Raw genomic sequence first — 17,484 nt, 5'->3', positions numbered from 1 at the left:
CTTGAGTGAAGTCTATTTGAAAAATTATTGGTTATTAAATTTAGAGTATATAAAGGTGTTTTCTGAATTAGTACATCATAACATTTCTTTACCTTTATTAAGTAATTTTTATCAATATTTAGAAGAAGATGTTAAAAGTAAGATGAAAAGTAAGGATTTTTATAAATATTTGTCTGTTGCACCAATAGAAGAAAAACAATTGCAGTCAGAATTTGAAAAATGGTTGCCTCTGCTTGAGCAAACAACAAAGAAAAGAGGATCAGATGGAGTCGTATTGCTTAATACTGATTATCTTCGTTTTTCAGCAGGTAATTTTTCGCATTTTAACCCTAAGTATACAAAAATATTAACAAGAGCAAAAAAAAGCGAGCTTTATGGTCTCCCTACGATTTGCACACTGGATTATACAAATAAAGTTCCTGATAGTTCTCATATTTTCATTGAAAAAGCTCAAAAAATTTTTTCAACATGTAAAGAACATCCGTTATTTTCTAATAAATTTTTTCAAACAAAACTACTCAATGATCTTCCTATCATGATTGAAAAAATTAATATGGCATATTTTATTTTTGAAGAACATGATATCTCGAGTGTGATTGTTGGTACAACAGAAGATATAACGAACCGAGTACTTACTCTTATCTCTAAAAGTAAGGGGATTCCAAGTTATTGTCTTCAGCATGGGGCCATAATGGGAGAAGAAGCGTTTTTTCCAATTTTCGCTACGAAACAGATTGTATATGGAGAGTATGAACGAGAGTGGTATTTTCGAAGAGGTGGAGCGGATTCTCAAATCGAGATATTGGGACACCCAAGATATGATGATATCTTTGAAAAGAAGCATTTAGAAAAAAAAGTACTTTGTAAGAAACTAAATATAGATCCCTCTAAGAAAATAATCTTTATAGCAACGCAACCATTTAAAACCCAAGTTTATGTTGAACTAACAAAACAATTGATGAAAGACAAAAATATTACAGTTATTATAAAGCCTCACCCTTGGGAAAAAGGTCGTAATTTAGTGAGCGAATATATTCATTTAAGTAAGGTATACCCTAATGTCAAGTATATTACAACTGAAGTAAGTATTTATGATGTCATTTCTAATTCAGATCTTGTAGTTATTTCTAATTCAACAGTAGGATTAGAGGCTATGTTATTGGATACACCGGTAGTTGTTTATAAATCTAAGTCAGAGGAGAGAGATTATAAATATTACGATGAATTAAGCTGGCTTGTGACTCATTCTATTGAAAACATGATACAGACAATCGAAAAAGTTTTATATGATTCTTCATATTCTGTAACTGCTAAGCAATTAAGGGATTACTTCATACAGAAAAATTACCCTCAAACAACAGTTACTCAAAAATTACAGGATTTATCTCGAAGCATGTAAGAGTGAAAAATCTTTATAAAACACCATGGATTATACAGCTAGACATCTAAAAATCGTATCGAACAAGGCCATAGACACGTAAAACGTCGTTGTGCTAGATCCTCAAGATTTTAAAACTCTCTTCAAGCCTCAAGTACAATAAAAGGAATTGAAGCCATTCATTCCTTATATAAAAAAACGGAGTCTTCAACCAAACTCCGTTTTTTCGATATACAATGAATTATAGAAATTATTGCTGCCTGTATAAAATTTATTTTCTTCAACCACAGATCTTTTACATTTTAGTTAATTTTGCAACAGAACTAATATTTCCAATCTAGTACTTCGTCTGGATTGAAATTTCACTACAATATGAAATTTCTTGTGGGCCAAGATGTGTGGGAGAAGTTTATTATTATGAAATCAGTGCGTTTCCTAATTTTTTCTGATGGGAATGGCAATACAGTTCGCTCTTCTTTTGGTCTTGAAGTTAAAAGTGCATTAATATTTGTTAAGTAAGTAGTTTTTTGGCTTTGATACAATTAGATAATTATATCAAAATGGTTAAATGATTAAGTATTCTTATGAAAAAACAGCAATTTTTTATCGTTATTTTTCTTTTTAGATGGGTTTAACACCTGATCGAATGGTTCCAGTTGAATTTTATAAAAAACTTGCTTTACCAATAGAAGAGATCACAATATAAAAAAACTCGATCTCAGCATTTAGTACTTTGGGATAATAGTAAAATATCTACTTATCTAGAATATCCCATGAGAAATTCCACCATCAATTGGAATAAAAGTACCTGTAATAGCACTTGCAGCATCACTAGCTAAAAAAGCTACAACATTACCAAATTCTATTGGGTCATTATATCTCTTCATTGGTAAATTTTTTGTGATTTCTAATTCGATATCTTCAACATTTCGCTTTTGTGTTTTAGACATTTCATTTAATAATTCTAATGCGCGAGCAGTTTTGAAAGAACCAGGTCCAACAGTATTAACTGTAACTCCATAACTAGCGTATTGATGAGAAAGAGTTTTAGAAAGAGAAGCTAGTCCAGCCCTATATATGTTTGATAAGGTAAGCATTTTTGAAGGCTCTTTTGCAGTAAGAGAAGAATTTATAATAATTCTTCCCCACTTACGAGAAGACATATCAGGAATTAATTGTTTAGTTAAATAAATGACGGGCAATAACAGATCATTGTGTGCTTTACAGAAATCTTCAATAGTTAAATCCTCTATCGTTCCAGCTTTAGGACCAGCCACATTTGTAAATAAAATATCAATATTTCCCAGTTGCTTTTTTCCTTGCATAATAAGTTTATTTAAATCCTCGATGCTAGTTACGTCGGATGGGATTGCTAGAACTTCTCCTTTACTACCAATATTACAAATTTCTTTTTTAGCTTTTTCTAATTTTTCACTTCTACTTGTAATAATTACATTATGTCCATCAAAGTATAATCTTTTAGCAACTGCTAAGCCAAGTCCATCAGAACTAGCTAACACTAATGCGGTACGTCTTTCAATTTTATTCATTAAATCTCCTCCAACATATCTTCATATAATTGATCATCTTTACTTACATCATATTTTAAAGTTCTACCTATAAAATTCTTAGCTTCTGAAGGTTGGGTACCTGTTCCAGGGCGCTTATATGTTAAATCACTCCATTGGATTTTTGTACCTTTAGTCATATCACTACAAGCTACCAAGGACCTACGAGTTAATATAAAATTTGCATCATCCGTATGCCGGCGCTTTATCGGCACACCCATTGCTTTTTTAATATTACGTATATCAGTTACAAATTGATTTAGTTCATGAGGATTAATAGAAACTTCATAGTCAGGTCTTTTTATTGTAGCGTCTAAACTGAAGTGCTTTTCTATAACGTGAGCACCTAACGTTACTGCTGCTAAGGAGATAGCTGTTCCTGCAGTGTGATCACAGAAACCTACTGGATAATTAAATTTTTTTAGTGTCTCCATTACTCTAAGATCAACTTCATTAGGTGGAGTCGGATATTTAGTATTCGTTTGATATACAACGACATTTTTTCCACCAGATTTTTCAATAACTTCTAAAGCAGCTTCTATTTCAGGTAACAATGCACTTCCAGTAGAAAGAAATATAGGTAAACCAGTTTTTGCACATTCAGCCAAAAAGGGATGGCATGTAATATCCCCGCTAACTATTTTAAGAAAATCAGCACCTGACTTGACAATAAACTCAAGAGATTTAAAATCTACAACACAAGCCGTCGTAGATAATCCCAATCTATGTGCAGTATCAAACAATTCGATAATCTGTTTGTCTGATAATCTCCATTTATCCCAATCTAATTTGGTCTTAGAAGATTTTCTACAATCAATGTCATTATAGGCTATATGCTGAAAAGTAACGGCATCAGCCATACTTGAGTTGGCAACCTCGACCATTTTTTTCGCTTCAATAAATGAACCTGCATGATTAATCCCAGCCTCGGCAATTACAAAAACTGATGAATCATCACCAATTAGCTTGCTATTAATATTAAATTTCTGCATCAGCAATCTGTCCCTTCTTAAGGTAACTACAACATTGCAGCAGTTGTATAGAATGTAATTTTTAAGTGAATTTGTAAGGGATTGTTAGCATGATTTTTATTGAGAAATGTTTAAACAGAAGTGAAGTACAAATAATTACATTCTATAACAGCTGCAGTGTTTATTTAGGAGAAGACATACCTACCTTTTTTAAACATCATCTGGAATCTTTTTATGATATTTTAAATCTTTCGCTTTTATATTTTTCAGCAACTTTAATAACGTATGAACTAATAAACGAATTTAGAACGTGAAATAAGTATTTTTCAAAATAATTATTGAATAAATGGGGGGAATATTTGTTTTAATTTCCAGCAGAGAAATATCAATTAGTAGTTTTCCATTAGTGTATTATGTGCGTTCAATGTAAATATGTATCGTCATTCTGTTTAAAATATCTAACTAGTCTAAGTGGTTATTATGGAGGTGCTTTATGAAATTAGCATTAGGTACTGTTCAGCTGGGTCTTCATTATGGAATAGGAAATATAATGGGTAAGCCTGATAGGGAAGAGGCTTTAAATATTATTCAATATGCTATAAATAATGGTATTGATGTGTTAGACACAGCGGCTTCTTATGGAAATAGTGAGGCTATTATAGGTGAATATATCTCAAGTAAAACAACAGAAAAAAATTTTCAGGTTGTAACTAAAATTCCTACGATTGATTCTGAAAATATTGGTATTGAGCATTTAGATAGCTTAATTGATAAATATATTAAACAATCTATGACGAATTTGAAAACAATTAGTATAGACTGTTGCTTGTTACATGATTCTAAAAATATGGTTTCACATAATGGATATATCATTCGAAAATTAAATACATTGAAATTAAAGGGAGCAATCAAAAAGATAGGTGTGTCCGTTTATACACCTGATGAAGTTAAGAATTTTTTGGAATTTGATTGTTTTGATATGATTCAAGTCCCTTTAAATATATTTGATCAACGTCTAATTTATTCAGGCCTACTACAAAAACTGAAAACAAAAGGAATAGAAATACATGCTAGAAGTCCATATCTTCAAGGGTTGCTATTAATGGATGCGGAAAAAATCCCTGATTATTTACAAATCGCTAAAAAACCAATAAAAGAATTTGAGTTTTTAGCTCGGGAGTGCAATTTAAGTAGAGCGCAATTGGCTTTATTATTTGTTCGAGAATTGAAAGAAATTGATAAGATTATTATTGGGTGTGAAACAGTAGACCAATTAAAAGAAAATATTCAAATCTGTAATTCACCCTTATTAGAAGAGAAAGTTCTTAATACTGCAAAGAAATTATTTAAGGATATACCTGAGATAATTATTAATCCGAACTTATGGAGGGTGAGTAATGAATCAACATGAATTATTTAGTTTAAAAGGCCAGAATGCAATTGTTACTGGTGGATCTGGTTATCTTGGTTCTGCAATTTCTGAAGGGCTGGCTAAGTATGGTGCAAACGTTATGATAGTTAGTAGAAGCAAAGAAAAATGTATGAATTTAGCTGATCAGTTAAATCAAAAATATAATGTGAAATGTCAGGGATATGCTCTAGATGTTTCAGATAGTAATTCAATAAACCATACATTTGAGGAGATTTATAATTCAGTTAATAAGATAGATATTCTTATTAATAATGCTTACTTTGGAGCAGGAAAGACTATTGAAGAAATGACAGATTGGGAGTGGGAAACAGGGATTGATGGTTCCATAAATAATGTGTTTCGGGTTACTAAAAAGGCATTACAATATATGCTACCGAAGAATAAAGGAAATATTATTAATATCTCTTCAATGTATGGTGTTGTTTCCCCAGACCCTTCTATTTACGGCGATTCAGGCTTCAATAATCCTTCGAATTATGGAGCAGGAAAAGCTGCTATCATACAGTTTACTCGGTATCTTGCGTGTCACTATGGTTTAAAAGGAATTAGAGCTAATTCTATCTCTCCAGGTCCATTTCCTAATACAGAAGTTCAGAAAAATAAAGAATTTATTCGAAATTTAAATAAAAAAACAGCGCTAGGTCGTATTGGAAATCCCCAGGAATTACAAGGGTTGATTGTTTTTCTTGCATCTAATGCTTCAAGTTATGTAACGGGGCAAAATATTTGCATTGATGGTGGTTGGACATCGTGGTAAAACATCACTAGAAAGTCAAGGATGTAACAAGAAACCTTTCCACTGAAAAAATCTTCTCATTTTATATAAGATGAAGAGATTTTTTAGTTATAGTGAGAATTTGACAATCTAGGAGTGAAAAGAGCCTTCATTAATAATATCATATTAGATTATATTGATAAATTTATCGTTACAAATACTTTGTTATTCTGTGAGATTTCCTAATTTTAAGGAAGTATTTGATATAGATAGAAGTCATTTCTCTTTATTGAGACTGACTTTTATTTTTGAGTTAGTGCAACTCATTGAAAACCTTTGTTAATATGATTTAGGTATTTTAAGAAGGTTATTTCCAAAATAGTACCAAAATTTTAATGGAAAATGAAAAAATACAATTTGTATCATGTTTATTTTTTGAAGCAATATCTCTTATTGGTACTATCCTCTTATATCATTCTTCTTGGTATTCTTTAGCTAAGTGAGAGGGGTATGATGAAATAGGAGGACCAATCTTAAAGAAGGATAAACTAGTTTTTGAAATCGGTATACAGTTCTTTAATAAATATAGTTTTTGCAATATGTCTTTATCTATTGGATGAAGCATGTAATCTGTCATTATGAAATAATTGTGATGATAGATAAATACTTTTCCTTCGGGTAGAATCGTGTAATGAGATAAATTCGGATAAATAGGTGGTCCATCTGAAAATTTATCTAAACTACTTTGTGAAACTTTAATAATTTCTTGATTTGAAAATTTTAATTTGCGAAATGCTAAGGTGTTAATGAATGGACGTTTTTGATTATTTTCTATATAAAATAATTCTTCTTTTTCGTTTTGCACAACCCGTAGATTTGGGATTGATTCAGTAAGGGTTATGGGAGGACCTTCAGTATATTTGTAGATAAAGGGATCAGGGATTGAGACAATTTCATTTTGATTATATTTGAAGTAGGAAAGCATTTCTTTCGATATAAGCCTACGTTTATAATTATCAATTAAAAATACTTCACCTTGTGAATTGCTAAACAAAATACCATTTAAATCTTTGGAAGGGAGGTTAGCATATAAATTTTGGAAGGAAAATGGTGTTTTAAAAGTAATATCGAGCACTTTGTTAATGGGATAAAAAGGATGGAATGTATTTAGGCGTTTCCAAAACATCGCATCTCCAACAAACCAATATAAAGGATTTGTATCCCAATATTCACAGTATTTTTCATAAACCTTTAATAATATTCTTCTAGTATGCATAACTGAACAGTGATCCACAACATTTGCAGCTGTATATAAAATTTTTGAAGCTTCTCTTACATATTCATGAATAGGTTGTAGATTATAATCAACATATTTTACGTGTTGAGAAGAGTACACTATATCTATTTCAGGTTGTTTTTCTAAGAAAGATAACATTTCAGCTAATCTGTTTGGAACGTACATAGTATCGTCCGTTAAATAGCAAATATACTCCCCACGTGTTAATGGAAGTGCCTTATTGATGAGAGTTGCATATCTTGTGGTTTTATATCTCTCATTATCTTGTATAAAACTATTTTCATAATAAATTCGAGGGTCATCTAAATAATTTTTTATAATATTTATAGTTTCTGGACAAGAGTTATCATCCATAATAAAAAGTTCCCATTCTTTATAAGTTTGCATTAGGACACTTTCAATAACTTGATTAATTAATGATGGCTTATTATAGCTAGTAAGGATAATTGAAATTAGGGGTTGCAAAATCGTCACCTCTTCTGAGAATATTGAATGTTTTTTCTAGCGAAGTCTAATAGATAATAATAAACCTTTATTGATACATTCTTTTTTGTACTTGGATAGTTTATTACCTTTTCATAGATATGGTATGGACTATAGTGGAGTAAAAAGAGATATATAGATAAATATAAACGCTGCTATAGACTTTAATATATATATAAATTTTTTTAAAAATTATCGGAACGGATTGTCCTTTCTGTTTATATAATAACGTAACTGTTTTTATATTTGGTTATAAGGAGGAGAGGAATATTTGCCTAAAATTTCAGTTATAATGACAAGTTACAATAAGCCTACGTTTGTTGAAAAATCGATATTAAGTGTATTAAACCAAACTTTTCAAGATTTTGAGCTTTTTATCATGGATGATAATTCTAATGAAATGACCCAGAAGGTAATTCAACCATTTATAAATAAGGAAAATATACATTTTTATAAAAGTAATGTGGCCCATATTTCTGAACGGACAAAAAAAGTCAGATATGCGGCTCTAATTAATGAGGCTCTTAAGCATGCGAAGGGGGAGTATATTACTTATATTACTGATGATAATCAATATGAAAAAGAACGACTCAAAAAGATGTCTAGTTATCTTGATGAGAATAAAGATGTTCAAATTATTTATTCTGCATCAAAAACGATTCATCTAGATGAATCAGATTTGCCTATTAAAACTGTTGAAAGAGCTGCCAAAAAAATTACTAATAATGCTCCATGTACAATTGATCATTGTTCTATTATGCATAGAGCCTCTGTTTTACCGATTCTTGAAAAAAGGTGGAATTCATACTGGGATGAAGATCCTCAATTTTATCGTATAGGAGATGCACGCTTTTTTTGGAGATTAAATCATTATTGGGATTTTCATCCTTTAGATGAAATTTTAGATATCAATTATATTACTTCACATTCAATACATTCGCAGTTATTTGCAGAAGAAAAAAATGAATTTGTACAATTATTACCGCCACAAAGAACATGTAAAGAATTAAGAGAAGACTTAAGAAGAAAAAGAGGGTGAAATGTTGAGTGATATCTATTTGGGAATTACTGGGCGCAAAATCTAGAATATATAAATGTTTTTTCTGAGCTAAACCATTATAATATCCGTTTGCCATTACTGAGTAATTTTTATCAATATTTAGACGATGATGTAAAAAATAATATGAAAGTAAATAATTTTTATAAACAACTGTCCATTGAGCCAATAGAAGAAACGAAGTTGTAGTTAGAGTTTGAAAAAAATGTCTTCATTTCAACCAAAGATAACTCCTTTAACAACCTCATATTTTCAGTTTTCAATGAGCAACCTGTACAAAAAATATAAAACAGCATCGTATGTTTTGCTATTCAAAAAGCTAATTTATCTCCCACCTATTTGTTGGTGCAATAGCACTACATACAAATTGAGAAAAGAGTTTTCTTGACTAAAAATTATTTCAATAAGAGGAGGTATGCATTTATATGTTTTTTAAAGATAAAAACATTTTAATTATTGGTGGAACAGGAACAATTGGAAAGAGCATTCTTTCTAATATTCTAGAAGAAAAGCCCAAAGTTGTAAGGATTTTTAGTAGAAGTGAATATAATCAATTTATATTACAAGAAGAACTCAGGGGGAGAAATCAAAATATTCGCTATTTAATTGGGGATATTCGAAATTACGATCGATTATATAGTGCAATGGAAAATATTGATTATGTGTTCCATGTGGCAGCGATGAAGCATGTTTCGTTTTGTGAATATAATCCGTTTGAAGCAGTTTTGACCAATATTTTTGGAACACAAAATGTAATAAAAGCGGCAATTGCTCAGAAAGTAAAAAAGGTAGTTTTTACAAGTTCTGATAAAGCGATTTCACCAACAAATAATTACGGTGCAACAAAATTGACTGCTGAAAGATTGATTACGTCAGCGGAATATTCAAAAGGTTCAAGTGAAACGATATTTGCAAGTGTTCGCTTCGGAAATGTTATGGGGTCAAGAGGCTCTGTCATCCCTTTATTTGAAAACCAAATTAAAGAAAATCAAAAAATAACGGTAACAGATCTTAGTATGAGTAGATTTATGATGACATTAAAGCAAGCAACTATGTTAACAATCGAAGCAATAAAAATAGCAAAGGGTGGTGAAACTTTTATATTAAAAATGCCAGTTATTTCATTAAACGATTTAAGTGAAGTGATGATAGAAGAAGTTACAAAGTTATATGGATTGCCCAAGGAGAATATTAAAATTGAAGAAATTGGGTTAAAACCTGGTGAAAAAATGTATGAAGAACTTATGACACATGATGAATCTTTACAGGCTTTTGAATTACCAGATATGTTTATCATTCCTAGCCCATTAAAAAAGGGTGCTCAATATGAAAATGCAAAAAGGGCGAAGGCAGGGTTTTACCGTTCTGATAATCAAAATGCTATTTCAAAAGAAGAGCTTAGAAATTTAATATTAAACCAGCAGCTATTAACAGGAGGGGAGAAACTATGAAAATATTAGTAACTGGTGGTGCAGGTTTTATTGGTAGGTGGGTTGTAAAGAGATTATTGCAGGATAAGCATGAAGTATGGATATTAGACAACTTAGCAAATTCAACTACTGCAAATATTACCGAGTTTGCACACGATCTAAATTTAAAACAATGCATTCAGGGAGATATTAAAGATAAAAAATTAGTTGCTCAATTATTTGAAAATAATTCATTTGACCTTTGTTATCATTTAGCAGCGAGTATTAATGTTCAAGATAGTATAGACGATGCTAGAACAACTTTTGAAAATGATACAGTAGGTACTTTTAATTTGTTAGAACAATGTCATAAGCATAATGTCAAAATGGTCTTTATGAGTACGTGTATGGTATACGATAAAGCTACTAATATACAAGGAATATCAGAATTAGACCCGATTAAACCAGCTTCTCCATATGCTGGGTCAAAAATTGCTGCTGAAAACATGGTTTTATCTTACTATTATGCTTACAAGCTGCCAGTTGTGGTTATTCGTCCATTTAATACGTATGGCCCATTCCAGAAAACTGGTGGTGAAGGTGGGGTTGTTGCTATTTTTATAAATAATAAATTAGATAATGTACCACTAAATATTTATGGAGATGGGAAACAAACGAGAGATCTTTTATATGTTGAAGATTGTGCGGATTTTGTTGTGGCAGCAGGATACTCTTCAAAAGCAAATGGTCATATTATTAACGCAGGAACAGGACAAGATATATCCATTAATAAATTAGCAGAATTGATTTCAGGAAATAAAGTAAGTATTCAACATGTAACTCATATCCATCCCCAAAGTGAAATTCAAAAATTATTATGTAACTATGAAAAAGCAAAAACAATATTGAGTTGGGAACCAAAAGTTTCTTTAGAAGATGGAGTTATTAAAACAGAAGAGTGGATTAAATCTTTAAAAAGTAACCCTAAGGAGAAAGAATAATGGTAAGGGAAATCCTCGGTATACATGGAGGAAAGCCTGTTAGAGAAACTTATTTACCATATGGTCAACAACAAATTGATGAACATGACATTCAGGCGGTTGTAGATGTATTAAAAGGGGATTTTTTAACAACAGGGCCAACGATTCAACAGTTTGAAGAGGCTATAGCGAAATATGTGGGAGCAAAATACACTGTTTCTTTTTCAAATGGTACAGCTGCTCTGCATGCTGCTTGCTATGCAGCTGGCATAACTGAGGGAGATGAGGTAATTACAACTCCAATGACATTTGTAGCAAGTGCAAATTGTATTTTATATCAGGGAGGAAAGCCAGTATTCGCAGATATTGACAATGAAACATATAACATTAGTCCTAAATCTATTGAGGAAAAGATTACAAACAAAACAAAAGCTATCATTCCCGTACATTTTACTGGGCAGCCTGTAGAGTTAGAGGCAATAAAGAAAATCGCAAAAGAAAATAATTTGATTATCATCGAAGATGCAGCCCACGCATTAGGAGCCACATATAAAAATAAAAAGATTGGTTCTATTGGTGATATGACAATGTTTAGTTTCCATCCGGTGAAACATATTACTACCGGAGAGGGCGGAGTAATTACTACAAATAATCCACTGTTTTATGAAAAACTTGTTCAATTCCGTACGCATGGAATTGAAAGGAATCCTCAAAAACTTCTTGAAAATCATGGGCCTTGGTATTATGAAATGCAATTCTTAGGTTACAACTACAGATTAACGGATATACAAGCTGCTCTTGGCTTATCACAGTTAAATAAATTAGACTCTTTTATTAAGATTAGAAAGAAATATGTAGATATTTATAATAAAGAATTTAGTTGTCTATCTGAAATCATCATACCAAAGCAATTGCCCCAAACCGAATCAAGTTGGCATCTTTACATTATTCGTTTAAATACTAAATTATTAAAGGGCAATCGAAAAGAAATTTACGAGGCATTACAAAGAGAAAATATCGGTGTAAATGTGCACTATATACCCGTACATTTACAACCGTTTTATCAAAAATTAGGTTATGAAAAAGGTATTTGTCCACAAGCAGAAAATGTATATGAGGAAATTATTACACTGCCTCTATTTCCGAAAATGACAGAAGCTGATGTATGGGATGTAATAAAAGCGGTGAGAAAAGTTCTTTCGTTTTATAGAGTTGCTAAACATTAAATGAAAGGGGTGTTATTAAGATTGCAAAATCAAAAATTGTTAAGAGCTGTTACAAAAATCGATATTAAAAAAGGAGAGATTATTACAGCTAATAAAATAGCTATGGAACTAGATGTTGTTGAAAATGCACTGAACCAGCTTGAAGCAGAGGAATTGTTACCTCAGATAGCTTTATATAATTTGTCTGCAGGTACCCCATTATCAAAAGAGGTTATGGAACCTCCAAAAGTAGTAATAATTGTACTTTGCCGGTTAAAATCTACTAGGTTACCTTTAAAGGCGTTATTACCGATAAATGGAATTCCTTCCATTGAAAGATGTCTTATAAATACATTAGCTATTCCAGGAAAACATCAGGTTATACTTGCTACTTCAGATATAGCACAAGATGATCCTTTGGAAAAATTTGATTTAGACGGGAAGATTAAAATTTTCAGAGGTGATCCAGAAAATACTGCTGATCGCATATTCCAAGCTGCCAAACAAGAAAATGCAAATATTGTAATGCGGATTACAGGAGATTGCCCAGTTGTGTCACCAGAAATCAATACTTTTTTACTAGATGAACATTTGAAAAGCGGTGCAGATTATACACAGGCAGAGTTAAGTACGTTACCTGTTGGAACAGCAGGCGATATTTTTACATTAGAGGCAATCGAACGATTGCTACAAACCCAAAAAGCTTTAACCTATGCAGAATACCTTCCGTTGTATTTTATAAATAATCCCCATTTATTCCAAGTCAATATAGTAAAACTCCCTCCTCCATTTCGTTACCCTACTTGGAGGCTAACATTAGATGAACAACCAGATTTAGATATGTTCAATGAACTTTATAAAAGTCTGAATGTAAAATCTAAACCTTTATTTTTTCATCAAATAAAAGATTACATCCTAGGAAATCCTGAACTTATTCAAATCAATAGTCATGTGAAACTGAAATATATAAATCAACAATCATTAGTAGATGAGCTAAATAGAGAAACGAAATTATAAATTAATAAATTGTAGCGCTTTTAGTGAGGAGGGAGTAACTTGCTTGAGAAAAAAATTGCCTTTCGCGCCGACGCATCTATTGAAATAGGTACCGGTCATATTATGCGTTGTTTAACACTGGCCCAGGTGTTACGGGATAAAGGCGCTCAAATTTATTTCATTTGTCGTAAACTGCAAGGTGATTTGCATCAATATATTTTAAATAAAGGATTTCATGTGTTTTTATTAGATGCAGATGGTGAAAATACGAATTTCTTAAGTACAGTACACGGGAGTTATTTAAATTGGCTAAAATATCATTGGTTTGTTGATGCACAACAGACCAATGATATTTTGTCGCAACTTCCCAACTTTGATTGGTTAATCGTGGATCATTATGGATTAGATAAAAAGTGGGAGTCTGCTTTAAGAAAAACTGTAAGAAAGATTATGGTGATCGATGACCTTGCAAATCGAATGCATGACTGTGATTTATTACTAGATCAAAATTTATATGATAACCTTAATACTCGCTATAAAGATTTATTACCAGAGCAATCATTATTGAAATTAGGACCTAAATATGCCATATTACGACCAGAGTTTCATGCTGCTAAAAAATTTTTAAGAAAAAGAACAGGCGAGATTGAACGCATCTTTGTATTTTTTGGGGGGCATGATGCAACGAATGAAACATTAAAAACATTAAGAGCTATACAAAATATAAGTAGCGATACTTTAAAAGTAGATGTAGTAGTAGGAATTCAAAATCCCCATAAAGAAGAGATTGAATCTTATTGCAGGAATATTTCTAATGCCTCATTCTATTGTCAAATAGAGAATATGGAAGAGTTTATCGTACGAGCAGATTTAGGGATAGGAGCTGGTGGCACAACCACATGGGAACGCTGCTTTCTTGGATTACCTTCTATAACAATTACAACTGCTCCAAATCAAATTGAAGTAACCAAGGCTGTGTCGAAAGCTGGAGCTACATGGAATATTGGTACAGCTGAAAGTGTTTCGGATGAAACGATTACGAAATGTCTAAGCAAGCTTTTATCAAATTCTAATATAGTGAAAGAAATGTCTAATAAAGCTCTTTCTATACAGTGTGCCAGTAATTCAGATGAAATAGCAAAAATTATTTTAGGAGGATAGCATGTTAGATATAGGGGATTTTCAATTGAAAAGTCTAGAAAAGAAAGATTTAGAACTTATTTTACAGTGGAGGAATACAAAAGAAATACGTACGGTTATGTATGAAGATCATGAAATTACAATAGACGAACATTTAAAATGGTATAAAAAACTAGAAATGGATGATACAAAGATTGCAAGATTATTAATATATAAAGAAAAACCAATTGGATTTGTTAATTTTACAAAAATAGACGAAATGAATCGGACTTGTTATTGGGGATTTTATATAGGTGACAAACAAAGCGTAAGACGTGCTGGAACTGTATTAGGTTTATTAGCATTAGATTTTATTTTTGAAACAAAAGGCATACAAAAAGTGTGTGCAGAAATATTAGAATTAAATCGGATTAGTTTAAACTTTCATCAGAAACTTGGGTTTGTAGAAAATGGAAGATATGTGAACCATATTTGCAAGGGTAATGAATATATCGATGTCATTAAAATGACACTGTTTTATGAGCAATGGATGGAAAGGAAAAAAGCTATAAAAAAAGAACTTGAAGGTGAAAAACATGAGTAATGTATATATCGGCGGTAGAGAGATTGGCAATAACTCGCCACCATTTATTATTGCAGAAATGTCAGGGAATCATAATCAATCATTAGGTAGAGCATTGCAAATTGTAGAAGCAGCTGCAGAGGCTGGAGCACAGGGATTTAAAATTCAAACATATACACCTGATACAATGACTTTAAATATAGAAAATGGTGATTTTTTAATTCAGGATACGAACAGCTTATGGAAAGGTAAATCACTTTATCATTTATATAAAGAAGCATATACACCATGGGAGTGGCATAAACCAATTTTTGATCGCTGTACAGAATTAGGAATGATACCATTTAGTACGCCATTTGATGAAACTGCTGTAGATTTTCTAGAGTCATTAAATGTTTCTTGTTATAAAATCGCATCTTTTGAAAATACTGATATTCCCCTCATACGTAAAGTAGCTGCAACAGGAAAACCAATAATTATTTCGACAGGTATGGCTTCGATTGCTGAATTAGATGAAACAGTAAGGGCTGCGAGAGAAGAGGGATGTAAAGAATTAATTCTATTAAAATGTACAAGTACGTATCCTGCATCACCAAAATCTACAAACATAACTACCATACCTCATATGAAGGAGTTATTTAAATGTGAAATAGGTTTATCTGATCATACACTTGGAGTAGGGGTATCTGTAGCAAGTGTTGCTTTGGGGGCCACAGTAATTGAGAAACATTTAACACTCTCGAGGTCTGACGGAGGTGTAGACGCTGAATTTTCAATGGAACCTGCTGAATTTAAATTATTAGTAAGTGAAACTGAAAAAGCATGGGAATCTTTAGGGAGTGTATATTATGGACCAACTAATTTAGAAAAAGACTCTTTAAAGTTTAGAAGGTCATTATATGTTGTAGAAGACATAAAAGCGGGAGAAGTATTCACGAATGAAAATATTAAAGCTATTAGACCAGGTAATGGCTTATTGCCAAAACACTTATCCAAAATTCTCGGAAAGAAAGCGAGTAAGGATATCAAAAAAGGAACACCTATTTCATGGGATTTAATTTGATAGAGTATACTGAAATACTAATAGGAATTCATTTCAAGTATATAGTAGCAAACATGTTTAGCTTGTGCTAACCGACATGTATCTCCAATCTATTTGTTGGTGTTAGTACACCTTCAGGAAAATTAAGGAGGGAGTCTTCTGGCAGAAAAAAGATAAATTAAAATGCCTTTTCATAAAATTGAAAAGGCATTTTAATTTATTTAGAATGATTATAAAAGAAATTTTTAATTTAATAAATCAATAAAGTTGTGATTGTAATATAGTCGTTATAAAATTGATTCTCTCATGAAAAGTATGTTGTGTAATAACTTTTGTGTGAATTTTTTCGATCATTAATCCTTTTGAAATCGTGTCATTCAAATGAAGGGATATCTTATTTAAACAGTCATCAAAGCTGTTATAGGATATAATTTCATCTTTATTGAAGAAAGATGAAAGATCGGTTTTTTCCTCAATAATTTGAAAGCCTTGGCAAGCTGCGATATCAAATGTACGATTATTAATGGTATTACTTTTTACTCTATTTTTATTTTTATTCTGTGGAAACAGATAACTACGATGAGGATTTAATATAAGACTAGCGTTATTATAATAGAACGCAACTTCTTGAGGTGGAATCCATTCTTCTATAATCTTAATTCTTCGGTGATTTTTCCATTTTTTAATTAACTTATTTCTCCAGTTTTTACCAATAATAGTATAGTGATAAGGAGTTTTTTCCAAAAGAAACTGTATCAATTTTACTCGGGTTGGATAAGGGTATCCAATGAATAATACTTCACTTTTATATTTTGAATTTTTTAGACCAGGTTTAAATACATCTATATTAGTTGCTAAGGGTAAATGATATACATTGGTATATCCTAAAGCTGTGTAATATTTAAGTGCTTCGCTATCAATAGTAAATATAAAATCAAAGTTATTTAATAGAGGAAGAGAAGTATCTATATAAAATGGGTCCTCAGTTAACCAGACAGCTAATTTAATATTCCTTTTTTTAAAATATTGAATTGCTTTTTGCGGTAGATAATTACCTAATAAGGTGAAAACAATATTAGGATGAAACGTTGCTGTAATGAAATCCAATTGCTCTATTAATTCACTCGGCTGTACTGCTAACCATTCGAAATTTTGATTGATAAGTGTTTCCTGTATGCTTTGATCTAGATATTGATAGATTTTTGAGTAACCAGAAGTAATGTATAAGAGTTTCATATTTCAATCCCTG

At 31.4% G+C, this 17,484-nt stretch carries 15 protein-coding genes and 1 pseudogene; 12 read left to right on the top strand and 4 right to left on the bottom strand.

Annotated elements, in window-relative coordinates:
- Position 1 precedes the first annotated feature (1 nt).
- Entirely contained in the window at positions 2-1,399 is a 1,398-nt protein-coding gene (locus tag AB6801_RS26470; protein ID WP_098294910.1) for a CDP-glycerol glycerophosphotransferase family protein, read from the top strand.
- 740 nt (positions 1,400-2,139) lie between these two features.
- Here the strand turns inward: AB6801_RS26470 and AB6801_RS26465 are convergent.
- Positions 2,140-2,928 (bottom strand): SDR family oxidoreductase, encoded by a 789-nt coding sequence (locus AB6801_RS26465; RefSeq protein ID WP_098294911.1) that lies wholly within the window; start codon positions 2,926-2,928, stop codon positions 2,140-2,142.
- Positions 2,928-3,938, bottom strand: a complete 1,011-nt coding sequence (locus AB6801_RS26460) for an N-acetylneuraminate synthase family protein (protein WP_370941213.1) — start codon at positions 3,936-3,938, stop codon at positions 2,928-2,930. The genes AB6801_RS26465 and AB6801_RS26460 overlap by 1 nt, the downstream gene beginning before the upstream one ends.
- A gap of 472 nt (positions 3,939-4,410) precedes the next feature.
- Here AB6801_RS26460 and AB6801_RS26455 point away from each other — a divergent pair, with 472 nt between their 5' ends.
- A complete protein-coding gene (locus AB6801_RS26455; protein ID WP_098785845.1) occupies positions 4,411-5,328 on the top strand; it encodes an aldo/keto reductase in 918 nt (305 codons plus the stop codon).
- Complete coding sequence (locus tag AB6801_RS26450; RefSeq protein WP_098294912.1) at positions 5,315-6,106, top strand: SDR family oxidoreductase; 792 nt, start codon at positions 5,315-5,317, stop codon at positions 6,104-6,106. The genes AB6801_RS26455 and AB6801_RS26450 overlap by 14 nt, the downstream gene beginning before the upstream one ends.
- A 430-nt stretch (positions 6,107-6,536) precedes the next feature.
- Here the strand turns inward: AB6801_RS26450 and AB6801_RS26445 are convergent, their stop codons facing one another.
- Positions 6,537-7,826, bottom strand: a complete 1,290-nt coding sequence (locus AB6801_RS26445; RefSeq protein ID WP_098294857.1) for a glycosyltransferase family 2 protein — start codon at positions 7,824-7,826, stop codon at positions 6,537-6,539.
- Positions 7,827-8,115: 289 nt separating this feature from the next.
- Here AB6801_RS26445 and AB6801_RS26440 point away from each other — a divergent pair, with 289 nt between their 5' ends.
- From AB6801_RS26440 to pseI, 9 genes and pseudogenes are all read left to right on the top strand, one after another.
- Positions 8,116-8,883: a glycosyltransferase family 2 protein gene (locus AB6801_RS26440; RefSeq protein WP_001124412.1), complete on the top strand. Its 768-nt coding sequence runs from the start codon at positions 8,116-8,118 to the stop codon at positions 8,881-8,883.
- A 4-nt stretch (positions 8,884-8,887) separates the two neighbouring features.
- Positions 8,888-9,244, top strand: a pseudogene (locus AB6801_RS26435) (CDP-glycerol glycerophosphotransferase family protein); the annotation flags it as partial.
- Between the two features lie 82 nt (positions 9,245-9,326).
- On the top strand, positions 9,327-10,352 hold the full coding sequence (locus AB6801_RS26430; RefSeq protein WP_098785860.1) for an SDR family NAD(P)-dependent oxidoreductase: 1,026 nt from the start codon (positions 9,327-9,329) through the stop codon (positions 10,350-10,352).
- A complete protein-coding gene (locus AB6801_RS26425) occupies positions 10,349-11,311 on the top strand; it encodes a dTDP-glucose 4,6-dehydratase (protein WP_000699379.1) in 963 nt (320 codons plus the stop codon). The genes AB6801_RS26430 and AB6801_RS26425 overlap by 4 nt, the downstream gene beginning before the upstream one ends.
- Positions 11,311-12,516, top strand: coding sequence for a UDP-4-amino-4,6-dideoxy-N-acetyl-beta-L-altrosamine transaminase (gene pseC, locus AB6801_RS26420; protein WP_370941212.1), 1,206 nt, complete (start codon positions 11,311-11,313; stop codon positions 12,514-12,516). Before AB6801_RS26425 ends, pseC begins: the two co-directional genes overlap by 1 nt.
- Complete coding sequence (locus AB6801_RS26415; protein WP_098785856.1) at positions 12,517-13,512, top strand: cytidylyltransferase domain-containing protein; 996 nt, start codon at positions 12,517-12,519, stop codon at positions 13,510-13,512.
- A 39-nt stretch (positions 13,513-13,551) separates the two neighbouring features.
- Positions 13,552-14,652: a UDP-2,4-diacetamido-2,4,6-trideoxy-beta-L-altropyranose hydrolase gene (gene pseG, locus AB6801_RS26410; RefSeq protein ID WP_098785854.1), complete on the top strand. Its 1,101-nt coding sequence runs from the start codon at positions 13,552-13,554 to the stop codon at positions 14,650-14,652.
- 1 nt (position 14,653) lies between these two features.
- Positions 14,654-15,214, top strand: coding sequence for a UDP-4-amino-4,6-dideoxy-N-acetyl-beta-L-altrosamine N-acetyltransferase (pseH, locus tag AB6801_RS26405; protein WP_098298229.1), 561 nt, complete (start codon positions 14,654-14,656; stop codon positions 15,212-15,214).
- A complete protein-coding gene (gene pseI / locus AB6801_RS26400; protein ID WP_097845943.1) occupies positions 15,207-16,256 on the top strand; it encodes a pseudaminic acid synthase in 1,050 nt (349 codons plus the stop codon). Before pseH ends, pseI begins: the two co-directional genes overlap by 8 nt.
- Before the next feature lie 237 nt (positions 16,257-16,493).
- Here the strand turns inward: pseI and AB6801_RS26395 are convergent, their stop codons facing one another.
- A complete protein-coding gene (locus AB6801_RS26395) occupies positions 16,494-17,471 on the bottom strand; it encodes a CgeB family protein (protein WP_097845944.1) in 978 nt (325 codons plus the stop codon).
- Between the last annotated feature and the right edge of the window lie 13 nt (positions 17,472-17,484).

Origin of the sequence: Bacillus sp. RCC_6_1, assembly GCF_041360755.1 — a bacterium.
In the GTDB taxonomy this organism is placed as follows: domain Bacteria; phylum Bacillota; class Bacilli; order Bacillales; family Bacillaceae_G; genus Bacillus_A; species Bacillus_A cereus.
The sequence above is the reverse complement of the archived record's forward strand: the minus strand, read 5'-3'. Positions and strand labels throughout refer to the sequence as shown.

Coding starts and splice junctions, on each gene's coding strand:
- pseC (WP_370941212.1), top strand. CDS start 11,311: ATGGTAAGGGAAATCCTCGGTATACATGGAGGAAAGCCTGTTAGAGAA.
- AB6801_RS26395 (WP_097845944.1), bottom strand. CDS start 17,471: ATGAAACTCTTATACATTACTTCTGGTTACTCAAAAATCTATCAATAT.
- AB6801_RS26415 (WP_098785856.1), top strand. CDS start 12,517: ATGAAAGGGGTGTTATTAAGATTGCAAAATCAAAAATTGTTAAGAGCT.
- AB6801_RS26425 (WP_000699379.1), top strand. CDS start 10,349: ATGAAAATATTAGTAACTGGTGGTGCAGGTTTTATTGGTAGGTGGGTT.
- AB6801_RS26460 (WP_370941213.1), bottom strand. CDS start 3,938: ATGCAGAAATTTAATATTAATAGCAAGCTAATTGGTGATGATTCATCA.
- AB6801_RS26450 (WP_098294912.1), top strand. CDS start 5,315: ATGAATCAACATGAATTATTTAGTTTAAAAGGCCAGAATGCAATTGTT.
- pseH (WP_098298229.1), top strand. CDS start 14,654: ATGTTAGATATAGGGGATTTTCAATTGAAAAGTCTAGAAAAGAAAGAT.
- AB6801_RS26465 (WP_098294911.1), bottom strand. CDS start 2,928: ATGAATAAAATTGAAAGACGTACCGCATTAGTGTTAGCTAGTTCTGAT.
- pseI (WP_097845943.1), top strand. CDS start 15,207: ATGAGTAATGTATATATCGGCGGTAGAGAGATTGGCAATAACTCGCCA.
- AB6801_RS26455 (WP_098785845.1), top strand. CDS start 4,411: ATGAAATTAGCATTAGGTACTGTTCAGCTGGGTCTTCATTATGGAATA.
- AB6801_RS26430 (WP_098785860.1), top strand. CDS start 9,327: ATGTTTTTTAAAGATAAAAACATTTTAATTATTGGTGGAACAGGAACA.